Consider the following 18,113-nt stretch of genomic DNA (forward strand, 5'->3'; position numbering starts at 1 on the left):
GATGCAGGAGCGGTAATCAGTACACTAGCGAGATGCTTCGGCAGGCGGACGCCAGATCAAGCATGACGGCCAATAACTTCCTAAACAGCTTCAACAACTAACAACTGGAAGCTAAGCGACCATAACCTCAATCAGATTTCCAGGGCTTCAAACACGGCTTCCATTTCCGAAAAGTCGCGGAGGCCGGGCTTGATTTCGTCGCCGCCTTCGAGCACGATACCGGCGGGGCGGATAGTTTCGACGAGCTGGCGGACGGAATTGCCGGTGCTGGCCGCGAAAGTGGCACCGAGCCAAATGGGGAAGCTACGGGCCTGCTGCGTGAGGTGCGCGAGCTGCTTCGGCGAGAGGGGTTGCGGTGGGGCCTGCGCCAACACAAAGCCTGCTACGTGCCCTTGCTGGTCGCGGAAGCGCGTGTCTACATCCTCGGGCAGCATGTCCGGAATCCAGTGCATGAGCTTGAGCGCGGGTACTGTTAGCTTGGCCAGTTCGTCGGGGGTGCGGCGGCGGTGGAGCAGCACGCCTTGCAGATTGCAGCGCTGCGCCAACTCGTTGATGGCGGCAGCGGGCAGCGCGTCAAACTCCCCGATCAGCTCCACGCCCGATATCCAGCCGCTGATTTCCAGCACGGCTTCGGGGGTGAGGTGGCCGGGCAGGGCCGGGTCGAGGTGAAAGCTAAGTTGGTCGGCTCCCATGCCGGCGCAATAGCGTGCATCAGAGAGGTTGTTGATGCCGCGCACCAGCACGGACGTAAGCAAAGACATACGTAGAAAAGGTTGGGCTAGTGGCAGCAAACAGCGGCCACGTACGAAGCGCAAAAGTAACCATTCTACTTCAGCCGCAACATGTTGCTCTAGGGACAATGCACAGTAGCGCGGAAGTTTGTTCCGCGACGAGCACGGCGAGTTACTACGGGTTAATGCAATACCGAATACTCGCGCTGCTCGTCGCGGAACGGACGTCCGCGCTACAAAAAAAGCGACACTGCTCAGCTTGAGTTTTTGAAGCGCCCTGGAAACCACAGAAAACCAGAGGAAGCCAAAGGAAACCACGACCGGGCGGCATGTGTTATCTTTGCCACGTGGCCGCGGACCTTGACTCCACGGGCGCTTTTACTTATGACGCAATTTGCATCTTCCACGCCGCCCGTTACCAAGGGCCGCGTCCTCGTCGCGATGAGCGGCGGTATCGATTCATCCGTGGCGGCCGTGCTTCTGCACGAGCAAGGCTACGAAGTGGTCGGGATGACCATGAAAACCTGGGACTACGCCTCAGCGGGCGGCTCGAAAAAGGAAACCGGCTGCTGCTCGCTCGACAGCATCAACGATGCCCGGCAGATTGCCGTGGACCTCGGCTTTCCGCACTACATCATTGATATCCGCGACGAGTTTGGCGACTTTGTTATCTCGAACTTCACTGACGAATACCTGGCCGGCCGCACGCCTAATCCTTGCGTGCTTTGCAACACCCACATCAAATGGGATGCTTTGCTGCGCCGCGCCGACCAGCTCGGCTGCGAGTTTATTGCCACCGGCCACTACGCCAACGTGCGCCTGGAAAACGGTCGCTACGTGGTCAGCAAAGGCCTCGACTCAACCAAAGACCAGAGCTACGCGCTCTGGGGCGTGAGCCAGGCGAGCCTGAGCCGCACGCTGTTTCCGCTAGGGCACATGCGCAAAACCGAAATCTACGACGAGGCACGTCGACGGGGCTTCACGGAACTGGTGAACAAGCCTGAGAGCTACGAAATCTGCTTTATCCCCGACAACGACTACCGCGGCTTCCTGCGGCGCCGGGTGCCGGGCTTGGAAGCGCGGGTGGCGGGCGGCCGGTTTGTGTTGCGCGACGGCACGTTTGTGGGCACCCACGAAGGGTACCCGTTCTACACCATCGGGCAGCGCAAAGGCCTGGGTGTGGCGCTGGGCTTTCCGGTGTACGTAACCGAAATCCGGCCCGATACCAACGAAGTAGTGCTCGGAAACTTCGAAGATCTGGCCAGCACGCGCACGGTGGTTGGGCAGTTGAACATGGGCAAATTCGCGTCGCTGGAAGGCCGCGGCTTGGTGCCAAGCACCACCAAGATTCGCTACAACCACGACGGGGCCCCGGCTTTCCTGGAGCAAATCGGCGACAAAGTGCACGTCTACTTCGAGGAAGCGGTACACGCCGTGACGCCGGGGCAGGCCGCGGTATTCTACGACGGACAGGATGTGCTGGGTGGCGGCTGGATTGAGCGGCATACTATTGGCGAAACTCCCGTATCTTCGGCCGTTACTGCCACGCTATAATCCTAGTTTTTATGTTGCGCTATTCGTTGGTTGAGAGTTGGATTTCCGGGCGCAGTTTTCTGGCTGCCGCGTTTTTGGCCTTGGTCGTAGCGGGTTGCAAAAACGAAACGGTGAAGGTGGAGCCCGCCGATACCAACTACTACCCGCTGGCCGTAGGCGACTTCCGGGTCTACAACGTGACGGATACCGTCTGGACGCGCAACGTGAAAACGTACAACCAGTTTCAGTTTCGGGAGCGAGTGGCCGAGGAGTACGTCGACGAAACCGGCCGTCAGACGTTTCGGGTGATACGCTCCCGGCGCACTACCGCCACCGATCCGTGGGTGGATGACAGCGTGCTGGTGGTGAGTCCGGCGGCCGGCAACGTGCTGGTAACGCGCAACAACCTGCGCCGGGTGGAGTTGATCTTTCCGGTGCGCCAAGGGTTTTGGAATGCCAACGCGTTCAACAACATGAGCGGCATCAAGGAAGAAAACCTGCGCTACACCCGCATCAACGAGCCTTTCACAACCACTGCTGGCAGCACCTCAGTTACGTATCCGAAAACGCTGATTACATCCACTCCCGACGAGCGCGAAGATCCAACCTACATCAACGCCTTTTACTACTTCCGGGTCCGGCAGGTATACGCATTGGGGGAGGGGCCCGTGTTTCGGAGCCGCCGCCGGTTCGAGTACTGTGAGCCGGGTAATGGCAGTTGCATTCCTTCTTTAAACGTTATTTACCGAGGTACAGCGCGCACGGAGGTGCTGGTAGAAAAAGGCCGATAACATTCGAAGTTTTCATTGAAAAGCGCCAGCTGACTCTCAGGTGGCGCTTTTAGTTTATATGGTTAGTGGGGTACTGTTTAGGTTCCGTGGGATGATGGCGCCGTAGCATATCGGAAGCTACATAGCCTGGATAGCCGTAGCGGTGGCAGGTTGATGGGAGCTAGGTAAATAGCTATCTGCAATTGCGGCATTCAAGCCGTTTTAGCACTAAATCCGTATCTTACAGCAGGTCTTAAACCGGTCTTTTCTATGCGTGTTCTTTCCTTTATTTCACTTACAGGAATGCTTGTTGCAGCAACTCTAACGTCGAGTTTTGCGCAGAGCACCCCAAGTAGTACCCTTGCTACCGTACGCAAGCATTTGGTGTATTTCCAGGATAAAGCAGGAACCCCCTTTACCGTAAATCAGCCCCAGGCGTTTCTTTCGGCACGCGCTATTTCGCGCCGCACCCGCCAGAATATTGCCGTGCTGCCCCGCGACCTGCCCGTGACACCGAGCTACGTAGCGCAGGTGCGGGCGGTGCCCGGCGCCACCGTATGGTACACTTCGCGCTGGTTCAATGCCGTCGTGGTTGATTGCGACTCGGCCACGCTGGCTACCGTGCGGGCCCTGCCTTTCGTGCGCGGCACCCAGACGTTGAACCGAACCGCCCCCGTCGCCACGCCACCCAAGCACGAAAACCCGCCCGCGGGCAACAGTTTGCAGCGGGTGCAGGCCAACCCAATTTATGGCACGGCTTATCAGCAGGCGTACATGATCGGGGCCGTGACCATGCACAATGCCGGCTTCCGGGGCGAGGGTATGCAGATTGCCGTGTTCGACGACGGTTTTCCGGGCGTAAACCAGTCGGCACCGTTTGCCTCGTTGCGCACGGATAACCGGATTGCCGACACCTACAATTTCGTGGAGCGCCGCGCCGATGTGTACCGGCTCGATAGCCACGGCACCAACACCCTTTCCACGCTGGCCGCCAACCAAACGGGCGTGTTCGTGGGTACCGCGCCCAAGGCTACGTACCGGCTTTACGTGACGGAGGATGCCTACCGGGAAAACCCCATCGAGGAAGTGAACTGGCTGGTAGCCGCCGAACGGGCTGACTCGGCGGGCGTCGACGTTATTAGCTCTTCGCTCGGCTACCGGGATTTTGACGTGCCCTACATCAACTACGCCTACTCCGACCTCAACGGCCGCACCGCTATTTCAACCCGCGCTGCTACGGTGGCGGCCCGGGTGGGCATGATCGTCGTGAATTCCGCGGGTAATGAAGGCAACCGGCCCTGGCAGAAGATTCTGGCCCCCGCCGATGCCGATTCTATTCTGACTGTTGGAGCTGTTGATTCGTTGCGCCGCTACGCTGGTTTTAGCTCGCAGGGGCCGAGTGCCGACAACCGCGTGAAGCCTAACCTGGCGGCACAGGGCGCTCAGGCCGCGGTGGTGGGCGTAAACGGACAGCCAGAACGCAAGAATGGTACCTCGTTTTCATGTCCTGTTCTGGCCGGCATGGTAGCCGGTTTCTGGCAGGCTAATCTTACGCTAACCGCTCAGCAAGTCATTGCCTTCTTGCAGCGCTCTGGCTCGCAGTACACCACCCCCGACAACTTGCTAGGATACGGTATTCCCAACTTTGTGCTGGCTTATAGCCTGGCTAACCCCGGTATGCCGTTGTCAGCTAATAAGGCAGCTACTCCCACTAGCGAGCTTGTTATATATCCTAACCCGGCCAATGGCGAGGAGTTGTACTTGCAACTCACTCCCGCCTTCCGGGCCTTGCCGTTGCAAGTGCGGTTTTATGACGCGCGCGGGGCGCTGGTAGCAGAGCATCAGGTGCCCGCCACCTCCGCCACTGAAGTACGCTTGCCCACCGCTGCCCTGGCTAAGGGCGTTTACAACTGCGACGTACAAGCCGGCGCGAAAGTGCGGCGCAGCGTGCGGTTCATCAGGCAGTAGGTATGAGTTGCCGGTTGAGAGTTGCCCGTTGCCAGGTAAACACTAAAATGGCAACCGGTAACTCTCAACCGGCAACTCATAATTGATAATCTAGTTAGTATTGAGCGAAAAATATTAGTATCTTGTCCGGGAATTCATCGAGGTGAATTCTACTCTTTTTTAACCCGGGCTTTCAAACCCACAATACAAGTAGCATGCTACAAATGATGATTTCGAAGCGCCTGGGGCGTCGCCAGTTTCACTTTACCGTTCAAGGGGCCAACCTCCACGAGGTGGTCACGGAGTACGAGCGGTTGAGCTTTCCCGATGTAGCAAAGTGCGGCATCTGTGGTTCCGATAACCTCGACCTGACAGCCCGCGTGGCTCAGGATAAATTTAAATATACCTCGCTCCGCTGCCTGGATTGCCGCTCCGACGTTACGTTTGGTAAGCGCCAGGAAGACGATCAAACGTACTTCCTGCGCAAGACGGAAGATGGTAAGCTTGATTGGAAAGCCTGGAATAAAGAAGAAGCAGGCGGCAAATAATCACCAAAGAACTTCTCAACAGGATATAAGCAGGTGCTGACGGAAACGTACGGCACCTGCTTTTTTGTGTGGGTTGTTGCAACTGTTTAAGATTTCCTTTAAACACGCTTGACCGTCATGCTGAGCGCAGGCAGAGCCGTAGTCGAAGCATCTCGCTAGTGTGAAAACTCTTGCCACTGCAACGTCAGCACGCGAGATGCTTCGACTTCGGCTCCGCCTGCGCTCAGCATGACCTAAAATGAAATCCTAAACAACTTCGTAGTTAGCGCCCAACGCATCGTCAGAGAGGGGCCTAAAGAAATCCTTCTATTCCCTTCTCAGTCCGAAGAGGCATGGTAAACTTTGCTTCGGTCCTGATTCAAGCCTGATTCTGCATGCAAACACTGTTTTCTACGTTCACGTACTGCCCGTAACTAGGAATAAGCTTATAGCCGCTTTTTTCGTAGAGCCGGATGGCTTCGGGTTGCTTTTTGCCTGTTTCCAAAACGTAGCCGGTGTAGTGCAACTCCTGAGCCCACCGCTCCAATTCGGCTAGTACTGCCTGCGCAACGCCCTGGCCCCGGTACTCAGGCCGCACGAACATGCGCTTGATTTCCACTTGCTCTTTGCTGAACTCCCTGAAAGCGCCGCAGCCGACCAGCTGGTTATTATAATAGGCTACTACCGCGTGCCGTATCTTATCAATCTTGTTGAACTGCGCATAAAACGCGTGTTCAACTCCATCACGCACGCTTAGGTCTTGGTCGAGAAGCTGTACCAGTTCCCGGAAGTCTAGGTTATCAGAAGTGGTTCGGGTTACGTGTAGCATAGGAAAGGGCGTTTTAGGTAAGATAGCCAAGTTGTGGGTTGGCCGCGTAGCGGCCCAAGGTTTGTTGCACTATACAGAAGCGGGAGGTATGCGCCGCGTAGTGGTGCCAAAGACACATTCAGTTCTGGCACTGCTAGGCGGCGCAACCGCCCACGACAAGCCATTTCTACCAATCTTGAGCCGCTACGACGTCCGCCCGCAACTTGGGTAAAAATGCTGAGTCGTAGTAGAGGGGAAGCGGGCGCGTATACTTTATTTAAATGATGGACGCCACTTGTGAGGTCAATAGAGCAGGAGCGCAGCAAAACTAGACGGTGCATTAATGCGCAACAATGTTATTTTGGGAACGACTAATGCATTTGCCGCATCAATGACCCTGCACCAGGTACGCTACTTTTTGCGCCTAGCCGACAAGCTGCATTTCTGGCAAACGGCCGAGCATCTCAACATCACGCAGTCGTCGCTGAGCCGCCACATTCTGACCGTTTAGGTTCAACTTGCAGCCCGTTGGTAGGAATTGTCTGCCGATAGTTCCGTTTTGTCGCTACGCCTTTACTCACTTAGTCTGTACCTTCGCAGTATGACTCCTACTCGCCGCCGGGCGCCTCTGCTGGCTCCGTCTTTGCTTGCTGCCGACTTCGCCAACCTTCAGTTTGAGACCGAGCGCCTGGCTGGTAGTGCCGCCGATTGGCTGCACTGCGACATCATGGATGGCCGTTTCGTGCCCAATATCTCGTTCGGTATTCCGGTGCTCCAGGCCATTCACCGCCACGCCCAGCAGCCGCTCGACGTGCATTTGATGATCGAGGACCCGCAGAACTACCTCTCGGCCGTGCGCGACGCCGGGGCCCGCACCATCACGGTGCACTACGAAGCGTGCACGCATTTGCACCGCGTAGTGGAGCAGATCAAGGCCCTGGGCTGCCAGGCCGGGGTAGCGCTGAATCCGCACACGCCGGTGTGGCTGCTCGAAGACATTGCCGCCGACCTCGACCTGGTGCTGGTCATGTCAGTGAATCCGGGTTTCGGCGGCCAATCGTTTATTCCGAACACCCTGCGCAAAGTAACTGCCTTGAAAGAGTTGCTGGTGGATAGCGGCTCGGCGGCGCTGATTGAAATTGATGGCGGCGTCAACCAAGACAACGCCTTGGCGCTGGTGGAAGCCGGGGCCGATGTGCTGGTGGCGGGCTCGTTTGTGTTCAACTCCCCGGACCCGTTGGCTACCCTGGCCGACATGCGTGCCCAGCTTACGGCGGCAGTTAATCTGGAAGAAGAACCAAGCTAATGCCCCACTTTTCCTCTGTTACGGGCTGGTTGCTGCAACCTCTGCGTTTAAACTTATTGCGGGCCCTGCCGCTGGTGGGGCTAGTTGCTCCAACCTTCGGGCTATTGGCGCCGGCCACTGCCGTGGCTCAACAAACCCGCCTTACCATCAGCGGAACCGTGCGCGACGCCGATGGCCAGCCCGTAGAGCTGGTGGGCGTGGGCGTGGAAGGCCAGCCCGGCGGTACGTCCACCGACAGCGACGGCCGCTTCACGCTGAGCGTAACCCGCACCGGCCAACCTGCGGTGCTGGTCGTGCGCGGCCTGCGTTTCAAGGCCCTGCGCGTGCCCCTGACCTTAAACGAAGACCAGCGCGAGCTGCGCCTGACGCTCCAGAGCGACGCCCGGGCCCTGCGCAACGTGACCGTGCGGGGCCGCAACGACGAGGCCGATACCCGCGAGCAAGTGAGCATGATCAAGCTCGACCCGCGCACGGCCAAGGTGTTGCCCTCGCCGTTCGGCGACTTCAACGCTATTCTCAAAACCCTACCCGGCGTAACGTCTACCAACGAGCTAACCAGCACCTACTCGGTGCGCGGCGGCAACTACGACGAAAACCTGGTCTACGTGAACGGTATCGAGATATACCGGCCGTTTCTGGTGACGGCGGCGCAGCAGGAAGGCCTAAGCTTCATCAACCCCGACCTGGTGAGCAAGGTGGAGTTTTCCACTGGCGGCTGGCAGCCCCAGTTCGGCGACAAGCTTTCGTCGGTGCTGAATGTTGATTACAAGCAGCCCACCAAGTTTGCGGCTTCCGGCACGGCGAGTCTGGTGGGCGGGGCGGCGCACGTGGAAGCTACTTCGCCCAACAAGCGCCTGAGTTATCTGGCGGGAGTGCGCTACAAGAATGCCACTTACGTGCTCCGTTCGCTCAAGCAGCAGCAGGGCGGCTACAACCCAACTTTCTACGATGGGCAGGTGTACCTCAACGCCAACCTCGGGCCCAAGGACTACCCGGAGCGTACCTCACTCGGGCTGCTGACCACCTTCGGCCACAACGATTACCGCTTTACGCCGGAAACCGGGCAGAGCACCTTCAGCACCGCTACCAACCAGTTTACCCGGCTTTTCATCGTGTACCAGGGGCGGGAGCGGATGCAGTACGACATGTACCAGGGCGGCCTCGACCTGAAGCATAACTTCAGCGACAAGTTCCAAACCGAGCTGCTCGGCGGGCTGGTATACTCGCGGGAGCTGGAATACCGCGACGTAGAAGCCAGCTACAGTTTGGCCGACATCAACCGTGACCCGAACTCGCCGGACTTCAACCAGGCCGTGCGCCAGCGCGACGTAGGTTCCCGGTTCGACCACTCGCGCAACACCCTTACGGCCCGCATTGCCACCGCCGAGGCCCGTGCCCGCTGGCTGCCCGGCGCCGGCCATACGGTGCGTTTCGGGATTAAAACCGGGCAGGAGCGGATTGAGGATGCCCTCAACGAATACAGCTTCGCGGACTCGGCCGACTACGTGCCCGACGGGCGCCGCACCCGGCAAATCTCCAACCTGGACCTAAGCAGCACCCGAACCCAGGGCTACGCCCAGCATACCATCGAGCTGGATTCGTTGCGCACGCTCACCTATGGGGTGCGGGCGCATTACTGGTCGGTGAACCAGCAACTGGTGGTGAGTCCGCGGGTGCAGTTCTCGTTTATTCCGCGCCAGCATGCCAACCGCTCCTATAAAATGGCGGCGGGGCTGTATTACCAGCCACCTTTCTACCGCGAGCTGCGCGACCAGCAAGGCACCCGTGCTACGCCCGGCAGCCCGCTCATCATTCAAGCCAGCTTGAACCCAGAGCTGCGGGCGCAACGCTCCCTGCACTTCATTGTAGGCAACGAGACTCGGTTCGAGCAGTGGGGGCGGCCGTTCCGCTTCAACGGCGAGGCCTACGTGAAGTACCTCACCGACGTGGTGCCCTACGACATCGACAACGTGCGGCTGCGCTACTTCGCCAAAAACAACGCCACTGCCTACGTAGCCGGCGTTGATGCCCGCGTGGGCGGCGAGTTTGTGAACGGGGCCGAATCCTGGTTTAGCCTCGGCGTCCTCACCACCCGCGAAAACATTGAAGGCGACTCGATTACCCGCTACGACGCTGATGGCAATAAAACTGGGCGAGATGCCAAAGGCTACATCCGCCGGCCGCAGGACCAGCGCGTGAATCTGGGGGTGTTCTTTCAGGACCATCTGCCCAACAACCCCTCGGTGCGCGGCTACGTGAACCTTGTGTTTGGGTCGGGTTTGCCCTTTAGCCCGCCCGGTTTGCCCGAGTTGCGCGGCACCGACGCCCAAACCCGTTCGTACAAGCGCGTGGATTTAGGCTTCTCGAAGGTGGTGGCCTTGAGCAACCAGCCGGACCGCCGCGCCAGTCAGCTTGAAAGCCTTTGGATTAGCCTGGAAATACTCAACATACTAGGCGCCAACAACGTGGGCGGCTACAGCTACATCCAGGACCTGAACGGCCGCACCTATTCGGTGCCCAGCTACCTTTCGCAGCGCGTTGTCAACCTGCGGGTTATTGCCCGGTTCTGAGGTGAGTTGCGGGTGAACCCCGGAATGGCCTAATAAGATTCTCAATCCCGACGTAGTCAAACATCGGGAGGGTGCCGCTGGAGCTGTTGGTATTCGTAGTAGCGAAGGGCAAGCGCAACCTTAGCCAGTTGTGGCGCGGGGTAGCGTTTTTTAGGAACATAGCCTGCTCGAAGCAGGCAATGCGGGTAAATAGTTTCGGGCTGATACGCTGGCGCTTTAAAAACTGTTGGCTTTAACAGGCTTGGTCTGCCAGCCAGTCAAGCGACACCTGAGCTTACGGCTCATACCTGTAGTAGCGGCTCTCCCGGAAGGCTGGCGCACTAAATTTGTGCATAGTAGTGAAAAACGTGCCGGTGGGTTAACTGCTTACCTCTAAGGTTGATATATATCGGTGCGAGGGTTGTTTTTCAACCTCGTGCATAACAGGAAATCTGCGTTTTCGTATGGCAAATGCCGAGGCAACCGGGGCGGTTTTTCGGGGTTTGCGGCTTGAAACGTAGCTTCCAGCCGCACTGCAACCGAGCTTCTGTAAAATAGGCCGCACCTTTCTGCCGGCCTTTTTTCGTGCCAAGTGCCCTCGGTTGCGCTGTTAGCTCTTCTCTCAGTTTCACCTTTTCGCTCCTCTATGCAGTTGCTTACCGCTACCAGCAACGTGCGCATTCCGGCAAAACCCCAGCCCCAGGTGTCGTTGCCCTGGATTCAGGTGGCCCCGGATGCTCCTTATTTCATCACCGAAAACGGCCACAGCTGGACCCCCATCGGGCAGAACGATGCTATTAATTGGGTGGAGTTTGATGGCCTGTTTCGGCGCAAGAACCTGGCTGCTGTAGAAAAGCATCTGGTTTGGCTGGCCGAGCACGGCGTGACCTGTCTGCGTTTCATGCTGGAGTATTGCCAGACCGAGAACCGCTACATCGAGCGCCCCGCCGGCAACTTCCAGCCCAACATGGTCCGGCTGTGGGACGATTTGTTTGCCTTGTGCGAAAAGCACGGCCTGCGCATCCTGCTCACGCCCTACGACACGTTCTGGATGTGGATCCGCTGGCAGCACCACCCCTACAACAAGCAGAATGGCGGCCCTTGCGCGCGCCGCTCGCAGTGGCTGCTGTGCCCGGATACGTTGGAGGCCATCAAGCGGCGGCTCACTTTCGCGGCCGAACGGTGGGGCGGGAGTGGGGCCTTATTTGCCTGGGACCTCTGGAACGAGATTCACCCCGGCCACGCCGAGGAAAGCACCGACGTTTTTCACGATTTCGTGGGGGAAATAAGCAGCCACTTGCGGGAAGTGGAAACCCGGCTTTATGGCCGTGCGCACCTGCAAACGGTGTCGTTGTTTGGGCCGGTGCTGTATGAGCACCCCGCCGTGGCCGACGTCATTTTCCGGCATCCGATGCTGGATTTTGCCACCACTCACTTCTACGACGCCAAAACCATCAACCACCCCAAGAACACCGTTGATTCGGCCGTCTGCACTGGCGCGCTAGTGCGGGAGGCGCTCGAGCATCTGCACCAGCCAAAGCCCTTTTTCGACAGTGAGCACGGGCCTATTCACGCCTTCAAGGATTTGAAGCGCACGTTGCCGGTGCCGTTCGACGACGAGTACTTCCGCCACATCCAGTGGGCGCACCTAGCCTCGGGCGGGGCGGGCGGCGGTATGCGCTGGCCCAACCGTCGCCCGCACACGCTCACCCCCGGTATGCGGGAGGCGCAACGCAGCCTCGCCGGTTTCACCAGTCTCATCGACTGGTCACGGTTTCAACGCCGTAACCTCAACCAGGAAATCCAGCTCTCGACGCCCGCTTTCGTTGGATTTGCCTGCGGCGACGCCGAGCAGGCCGTGGTTTGGCTGCTGCGCCAAGACAAGCGCGGCAAAGACAAACTGGTGCTTAAAACGGCGCCGCCTTTGTCTGTGCAGGTGCGCGTGCCAGGCTTGCAGGCTGGCTCGTACCGGGTGCATCTGTGGGATACGGTTGCCGGTTGCGAGGTGAGCCAGGTCCAGGCGCAGGTTGATGCGAATAGCCTGTTAACGCTACAACTGCCCTCACTAATAACGGATATAGCTTTAGCTATCCGGCGGCTGTCTTAAGTGCCAGCTGCCCCTGAGTTAGTACCGGGGCCTCAGCCGGGTCTGTCTATATAGTTGAGATTCAGTAGATAAAACGCCACAGACTGATTGGTAGATGCCGAATAGGCAAAGTGTTTGTCATTCCGACGCAGGAGGAATCTGAGTTTGCCCGTTGAACGAATAAACTCAGATTCCTCCTGCGTCGGAATGACAAACACTTTGCCTATTCGGATAGGTTCTAAGGGCCGCTGCTAGACGTAAACGCTATTATTGCTTCCTGATTTCAAGACATTGCTCGTTTCGGAATAGACTTGAAATCAAACGGCCGCCTTATTAACGGCTTTTCTATCTTGGCGCCATGCTCAACTCTTCACTTCAGTTAACTTCTCCGCGGATGCAGGTTCCAGTGCTGGAAACCGAGCGGCTACTCCTGCGCGGCTACCGGCCCGACGATTTACTTGAGTTTGCGGCCATGTCCGCCGACCCCGATTTCTACCGTTACTTGGGGGGCCAGCCTATTTCGCGGGAGGAAGCCTGGCGGCGCATACTCACGCAGCAGGGCCACTGGGCACTGATGGGGTTTGGCTTTTGGGCGGTGGAAGAAAAGAGCACAACTCGTTTTATCGGGTCAGTAGGTTTCGCCGACTTCAACCGGGACATCAAGCCCTGCATCAGCGGCGTACCCGAAATCGGGTGGGCGCTGGCGCCGCGCGTGCATGGCCAAGGCTACGCCACCGAGGCCGTGCGGGCAGCCCTGGCGTGGGGCAACCGCCATTTTCAATCCAACGAAACGGTCTGCATTATCGACTCCGATAACCTGCCCTCTTTGCGGGTAGCTGAGAAATTCGGCTACCAGGAAACGGCCCGCACCACCTACAAAGAGCAGCCCATAGTTGTATTTACCCGGCAGCGGGAGGCGGACGCGCTAGGCTAGTGCACCAGCTTGCGCAAAGCCAGCAAGCACAGGGCTATGGAGCCCGATACGCGAATCTCGCCGCTCAGAATCATGCCTTCTACCTTGGCTAAAGGCACGCGGAGCACTTCGATGTTTTCGGTTTCGTCAAGGTGTTGAGCGGCTACCAGGCGGGCGTTGCGGGCCAGGAAGAAGTAGATGCGGTTGGTATCCTTGGTGGGGTTATCACTAACTTCAATGAGCTGCTCCATCTCGTCGGAGACGTAGCCGGTTTCTTCCAGCAGCTCGCGTTTGGCAGCTTCTAAGGGCGAGGTTTCGTCTTCATCTACTACGCCGCCGGGCACTTCAATCAGGATTTCGCCGATGCCATGCTTGTACTGACGCACCATGATAACGTGCTGGTCGTCGGTGATGGCAAACACTAGCGCCACGTTGGCCCGCACACTCACAAAGTAGTCGTCGAGCTCCTGGCCAGTCGGGAGCAGTACATGGTCGCGGCGGAGCTTGTACCAGCGGTGGTTGAATACCAACTCGGATTTGAGCGTGGTCCAGGGCTTTATTTCTTTGGACATGGAAAGGGCGAAATAAGGAAAGGGCAAGGTAACAAGGGAAAGAGCAGGTTGCGGAGTGTGGGTTTAGATGAGGAAGCTATTTAAGCTGTTACTCGAAGGTCGTGCTTGATCTAGCATCCGCAGGCGGACGCCAGATCAAGCACGACCTTCGAGTAACAGCTTAAATAGCTTCCATAGTAAAAGGTATCTGGGAAGCGGTAAGGACATGATGAATACTAGGAGCATCATACAATCCGTTCTTATTAAGCACTTCAGACTTTATAGCAGATAGTGGTTTTATGAACAGCACGCAGTTTCTAGCCAGCTTACTTTTCACTGGCCTTTCTCAAAGCCAAGTTTTCGCTCAATCAGGACCGGTGCCAAGCCAGCAGCCGGGAGAAACGGCGACTCTGCATCTTTTCCAAGGCAAGGCTTTCGGTATATTTTATCCCAAGTACCGGGTGTATGCCAATGATAAGCTGGTGTGTAAGCTCGGCAGAAACAGTCATTGCCAGCTAACACTACCCGCAGGAGCAACCACCATCGTTGCCAAACTGCCTGGGGGGTATTTGACCAGGAAACCCCCTGTCTTACCCCTGACACTGGAAGCCGGCAAAAGCTATTATCTGCAAGGGATTACAACGCTATCGGGCGTGATACCAAGGGTTACCTATAGCTTCGCGGAGGTGGTGCCGAATCCCACGAAGCTGGCGGAGTTTGCCGGGGCCAAAACCGTGCAGCCGCTTGCACCAGCCGCGCAGTAGCAGACGGCACAGGAAAACTTGCTGTTCCAGGCCTAGCCCTATTCCCATTGAGGCCCGAGGTTTCTGCCTATAACATTGGGGGGCTTTTACGAAGGGCGCGTCGCGGCTTCTTCCATGTAGCGGTTCTTGCCGGCCACTTTGGCCTGCACGGCCTGCTGCCATTCCAGCCCTACCGCCGACAAGTACTCCGACTGATTCCATTGCTGTTGCTGGCGTAGCTGCTCGTCTACTTCGCAGAGGTAGATTTCGTGGCCGGGCCGGGCACTCACCCGCAGGCCGCAGGAGCGGAGCATGGCTTCGATGCAGGCGTGATTGGGCACCCACCAGTTGGTGATGTCGCCGGCCATTTTGTTTTCGATGAAGGCCATTTTCGGCCAGTAGGATTCTTCGAGGCGCTGCCGGTCGTGCAAACCGAAATCATCGGGCAGCGGCTGCGTGTCCTCGCCGGGCATAGCCAGGGTTTGGAAGACCATCAGGCGGCGCGTTTTCTGCGAGAGAATATCCAACGACAGCAGCGGGTAGCGCAAGTGGTAGAGCACGCCCATGTACCACACCAAATCGAACTGCCGGTCGAGGCGGGCCACGTCGTAGACCTGCAGTTGGAGTAGCTCAATACGGTCTTCAAGGCCAAGCTGCCGGGCGGCCCATTGGGCTTGTTTGAGGTAGTGCGGGTCCACGTCGATGCCAAGCACGTGGGCACCGCGTTTGGCTAGCTCCAGGGAGTAAAAGCCGGCGTTGCAGCCCACATCGAGCACCTGCCAGCCCGACAAATCGGCCGGGATGTGGTCTTGTAGTTCCTGCCATTTAAAAGCCGGAAAATCGCCTAGAAAGTGATTGGGCGCCGTTTGCTGGCCGCCGGGTAGGTGCAGGTTGTGAAACCAGGGCCCTAGCTGTTCTATTTCCTGCTCTATTGTCATCGGAGTGCGTCTTAGGTTATTGGGTGTCGCTCACGGTCATTAGCTCGCGGGCGTAGCGCTCTAGCTCCTGGGCCCGGTGCGCGGCGGTGTGGTGGGTTAAAACCTTCTGGCGGGCCCGCGCGCCAAGGGCTTGGCGCTCTGGCTCGCTTAGCTCGCGGAGGTAGCGCAGCGTATCATCGGCGGAATGGGCCACGAGAATTTCGGTGTCGAAATCGAACACCGAATCGAGGCCGGCCCAATAGTCGGAAATGATGGGTGTACCGCAGGCCGCGGCCTCAAATAGCCTTACGCTTGGCGAGTAGCCGGCCTGAATCATGTCGGCGCGGGTGATATTTTGGGTGAAGCGCTGGCGGTTGTAGAAGGCGCGGTGCTCGGCCGGGGGCAGGTGATGAATGTGCTGCGTGTTGGCTGGCCACTGAACGCGGGCCGGGTATTGCGGGCCGGCCACCACGAAGCGGCCCGTTGGCCACTGCCGGGCAGCATCCAGCATCAGGGCTTCGAGGGGCGGCTGCCGGTCGTCGGAGTAGGTGCCGAGGTAGCCGAGGTCCCACTGCATTTCCTGTAATTCGGGGAAGTAGAGGGCGGGGTCGAAAGAGCAGTAGAAGGGCCGGGCCATGGGCGAGCCGTACTGCTGCTCGAGGCGCTGCAAGGTGGGGCCGCCGGTGAAGGAGAGGTAGAGGTCGTAGCGCGGAATCAGGCGCGGGTGCAGGTACTCGTAGTCGTGGCGTTCCAGCTTGGCCAACGTAACGGGCGTATCAATGTCGTAGAACGCCTTGATACCCTGCGCGGTCTGCACCACCCATTCGCCCACGGCCACTCCTTCGGGCACGTAGGAGCCCACGATTACCATGTCGGCTTCGCGTACGGGCTCGGTGAAGCGGGCGCTTAGGTCTTCCCGCGAATTATACAGCTCGGTGCAACAGAAATCGGGGTTGGGCAGGTCGCGGCTGTTGGCGTACCAGGGCTTGTCGCGCTCCAGAAACAGCACCTCGTGGCCGCGGCGGGTTAGCTCGCGCACCAGGCCGCGGAAAGTGGTGGCGTGCCCGTTGCCCCAACTCGAGGTAATCGAGAGGCCTAGAATGACAATGTTCATCAGGTGAAGTTGTGAAAGGTGAAGTTGTGGGTGGTGCCCTGACTTTTTCGGTTGTGGTACCACTATCATTGAACGACATCGGATGGGCAGCACCAGGCGGGCAGGCGTCAGCAACGCTGGTGGCACCACCAAAAAAGTGGTGGCACCGCATCCGGTTTCAGTGTTTTACTATGCCGGTTGAACGTGTTACTCGCTGGTTCACTACTTTACCATTTCCCCTTTTAGCAACTGCTCTAGCTGCTCGGCGCGGTGGTCGTAGGTGTGGGCGGCCAGCACCTTGCGGTACGCCGCCTGCCCAATGGCGTGGGCTTGCTCGGGCGTGAGGGCCACCATGAGGGCCGCTACTTCCGCGCCGCTATTAGCCACCAGGATTTCCTCGTTTGGCGTAAAGAAAAAGTCGATGCCTTCCCAATAGTCGGTGATAATGCAGGCCCCGGCGCCCGCCGCCTCGAACACGCGGGTGGCCGGCGAGAAGCCGTAGCGGGCCATACTGTCGCGGCTGATGTTGAGCACGGCCTTGGGCGTGCAGTTGAAGGCGTTGTGCTCGGTGGTGTAGACGTGACCCAGGTAGTTGACGTTGGCTGGCATGGGCTTGTCGCCCCAGCCGCTGCCGCCAAGCAGAAAGGTTTTTTCGGGCGTGGCGGCGGCCGGCTTCAGGAAAAACTCCTCTACCCGCGCCTCCCGGTCGGGCAGGCGGTTGCCCAGAAACGCCAGGTCGCCGGTGAAGCGCGCTTCGGGAGCAACGGGGTGATGCGTGGTGGGGTCGAGGGCATTGTAGATGGGCACGCACTGCTGAGCGCCGAGGGCGGCGTACGCTTGAATGACCGGATCACCACCGCCGTAAGTCAGCACCAGGTCGTAGCGCGGAATCAGGCTCAGGAACGGGTCGGTGGGGTTGTGGTGCACACGGTCCAGGGTGGCGGGCGCGTCTACGTCCCAAAAAACCACCAGCCGCTCTTCGGTTTGCAGCTTCAGCACTTCCCGTTCCAGCAACTCGTCGAACACGCCCACGCCGCTGGCTTTTACTACAATGTCGGCATCGGCGGCCAGTGCCAGGCAGCGGAATACAGCTTCCTCGGTGGCTTCGTACACCACCACGGTTGCGTACTCAGGGTCGGGGATGTCGCGATTTTGCTGCCGGTCGTAGGCATCGGGCTCGTAGAACGTGACGTGGTGGCCGCGGCTGTGCAAGGCCCGCACGATGCCGCGGTAGTACGTGGCGGCGCCGTTCCAATAAGCTGATACCAGGCTGGAACCGAAGAAAGCAATGCGTAGTCTAGACATAGATTTTAGGGCTTGGTGCTTGGTGGGTGGTGCTTGGTAAGAGGTGGGAACGGTAGTGCAGGATTATGAAAGCAGGTCACTTGTTTGCTCTGGCGTGCTGAGGTAACTGTCATGCAGCGGTATGGGCGCATCAAGCCAGATTGCGGAGCCAAAGCATCTCGCGAACTGTCGTTAGTATATAGCCGCTTCGTTAGCCGGTTGTAGAGACGCGACACTTGGCTATGCCGACCTTCGGTTCGCGTCGCGTCGTTGCTGAGGTTGTTTAGCCTGTGGGGCTCTGGTCGTTCAACGACGAGACGCGAACCGAAGGTCGGCATAGCCAAGTGTCGCGTCT

Annotated in this window: 16 protein-coding genes; 10 read left to right on the forward strand and 6 right to left on the reverse strand. The window is 58.5% G+C overall.

Going from position 1 to position 18,113, the window contains the following annotated elements; translation table 11 throughout:
• Positions 1 to 131 precede the first annotated feature (131 nt).
• Positions 132 to 761: a hypothetical protein gene (locus tag VF639_RS11475; RefSeq protein ID WP_331146046.1), complete on the reverse strand. Its 630-nt coding sequence runs from the start codon at positions 759 to 761 to the stop codon at positions 132 to 134.
• Positions 762 to 1,115: 354 nt separating this feature from the next.
• Between VF639_RS11475 and mnmA the strand changes: the two genes are divergently transcribed.
• The 4 genes from mnmA to VF639_RS11495 all read left to right on the forward strand — a co-directional run bounded on the left by mnmA (position 1,116) and on the right by VF639_RS11495 (position 5,529).
• Positions 1,116 to 2,285, forward strand: coding sequence for a tRNA 2-thiouridine(34) synthase MnmA (gene mnmA, locus VF639_RS11480; protein WP_331146047.1), 1,170 nt, complete (start codon positions 1,116 to 1,118; stop codon positions 2,283 to 2,285).
• 11 nt (positions 2,286 to 2,296) lie between these two features.
• Positions 2,297 to 3,055: a hypothetical protein gene (locus VF639_RS11485; RefSeq protein WP_331146048.1), complete on the forward strand. Its 759-nt coding sequence runs from the start codon at positions 2,297 to 2,299 to the stop codon at positions 3,053 to 3,055.
• A gap of 249 nt (positions 3,056 to 3,304) precedes the next feature.
• Positions 3,305 to 5,002: a S8 family serine peptidase gene (locus VF639_RS11490; RefSeq protein ID WP_331146049.1), complete on the forward strand. Its 1,698-nt coding sequence runs from the start codon at positions 3,305 to 3,307 to the stop codon at positions 5,000 to 5,002.
• Positions 5,003 to 5,205: 203 nt separating this feature from the next.
• A complete protein-coding gene (locus VF639_RS11495) occupies positions 5,206 to 5,529 on the forward strand; it encodes a hypothetical protein (RefSeq protein WP_331146050.1) in 324 nt (107 codons plus the stop codon).
• A gap of 358 nt (positions 5,530 to 5,887) precedes the next feature.
• On the opposite strand, the gene VF639_RS11500 is transcribed toward VF639_RS11495, so the two are convergent.
• Positions 5,888 to 6,337: a GNAT family N-acetyltransferase gene (locus VF639_RS11500; RefSeq protein ID WP_331146051.1), complete on the reverse strand. Its 450-nt coding sequence runs from the start codon at positions 6,335 to 6,337 to the stop codon at positions 5,888 to 5,890.
• Between the two features lie 370 nt (positions 6,338 to 6,707).
• Here VF639_RS11500 and VF639_RS11505 point away from each other — a divergent pair, with 370 nt between their 5' ends.
• The 5 genes from VF639_RS11505 (at position 6,708) to VF639_RS11525 (ending at position 13,191) form a co-directional block, all read left to right on the forward strand.
• Positions 6,708 to 6,827 (forward strand): LysR family transcriptional regulator, encoded by a 120-nt coding sequence (locus VF639_RS11505; protein ID WP_331146052.1) that lies wholly within the window; start codon positions 6,708 to 6,710, stop codon positions 6,825 to 6,827.
• 90 nt (positions 6,828 to 6,917) lie between these two features.
• The gene (gene rpe, locus VF639_RS11510; protein ID WP_331146053.1) at positions 6,918 to 7,622 is read left to right on the forward strand and encodes a ribulose-phosphate 3-epimerase; all 705 of its coding nucleotides are present in this window, start codon (positions 6,918 to 6,920) and stop codon (positions 7,620 to 7,622) included.
• Complete coding sequence (locus VF639_RS11515) at positions 7,622 to 10,192, forward strand: TonB-dependent receptor (RefSeq protein ID WP_331146054.1); 2,571 nt, start codon at positions 7,622 to 7,624, stop codon at positions 10,190 to 10,192. The genes rpe and VF639_RS11515 overlap by 1 nt, the downstream gene beginning before the upstream one ends.
• A gap of 625 nt (positions 10,193 to 10,817) precedes the next feature.
• Positions 10,818 to 12,278: a glycoside hydrolase 5 family protein gene (locus tag VF639_RS11520; protein ID WP_331146055.1), complete on the forward strand. Its 1,461-nt coding sequence runs from the start codon at positions 10,818 to 10,820 to the stop codon at positions 12,276 to 12,278.
• A 337-nt stretch (positions 12,279 to 12,615) separates the two neighbouring features.
• Positions 12,616 to 13,191, forward strand: a complete 576-nt coding sequence (locus VF639_RS11525; protein ID WP_331146056.1) for a GNAT family N-acetyltransferase — start codon at positions 12,616 to 12,618, stop codon at positions 13,189 to 13,191.
• Here the strand turns inward: VF639_RS11525 and VF639_RS11530 are convergent.
• Entirely contained in the window at positions 13,188 to 13,742 is a 555-nt protein-coding gene (locus VF639_RS11530; protein ID WP_331146057.1) for an NUDIX hydrolase, read from the reverse strand. The two genes, VF639_RS11525 and VF639_RS11530, sit on opposite strands and share 4 nt — an antisense overlap.
• 278 nt (positions 13,743 to 14,020) lie before the next feature.
• On the opposite strand from VF639_RS11530, the gene VF639_RS11535 reads away from it, so the two are divergent.
• Complete coding sequence (locus VF639_RS11535; RefSeq protein ID WP_331146058.1) at positions 14,021 to 14,485, forward strand: hypothetical protein; 465 nt, start codon at positions 14,021 to 14,023, stop codon at positions 14,483 to 14,485.
• Between the two features lie 86 nt (positions 14,486 to 14,571).
• On the opposite strand, the gene VF639_RS11540 is transcribed toward VF639_RS11535, so the two are convergent.
• From VF639_RS11540 to VF639_RS11550, 3 genes are all read right to left on the reverse strand, one after another.
• Positions 14,572 to 15,402 (reverse strand): TIGR04290 family methyltransferase, encoded by an 831-nt coding sequence (locus VF639_RS11540; RefSeq protein ID WP_331146059.1) that lies wholly within the window; start codon positions 15,400 to 15,402, stop codon positions 14,572 to 14,574.
• Between the two features lie 16 nt (positions 15,403 to 15,418).
• Positions 15,419 to 16,495 (reverse strand): CgeB family protein, encoded by a 1,077-nt coding sequence (locus tag VF639_RS11545; RefSeq protein WP_331146060.1) that lies wholly within the window; start codon positions 16,493 to 16,495, stop codon positions 15,419 to 15,421.
• 201 nt (positions 16,496 to 16,696) lie between these two features.
• Entirely contained in the window at positions 16,697 to 17,779 is a 1,083-nt protein-coding gene (locus VF639_RS11550) for a CgeB family protein (protein ID WP_331146061.1), read from the reverse strand.
• Positions 17,780 to 18,113 lie beyond the last annotated feature (334 nt).

Source organism: Hymenobacter sp., from assembly GCF_036387835.1.
Taxonomy (GTDB): domain Bacteria; phylum Bacteroidota; class Bacteroidia; order Cytophagales; family Hymenobacteraceae; genus Hymenobacter.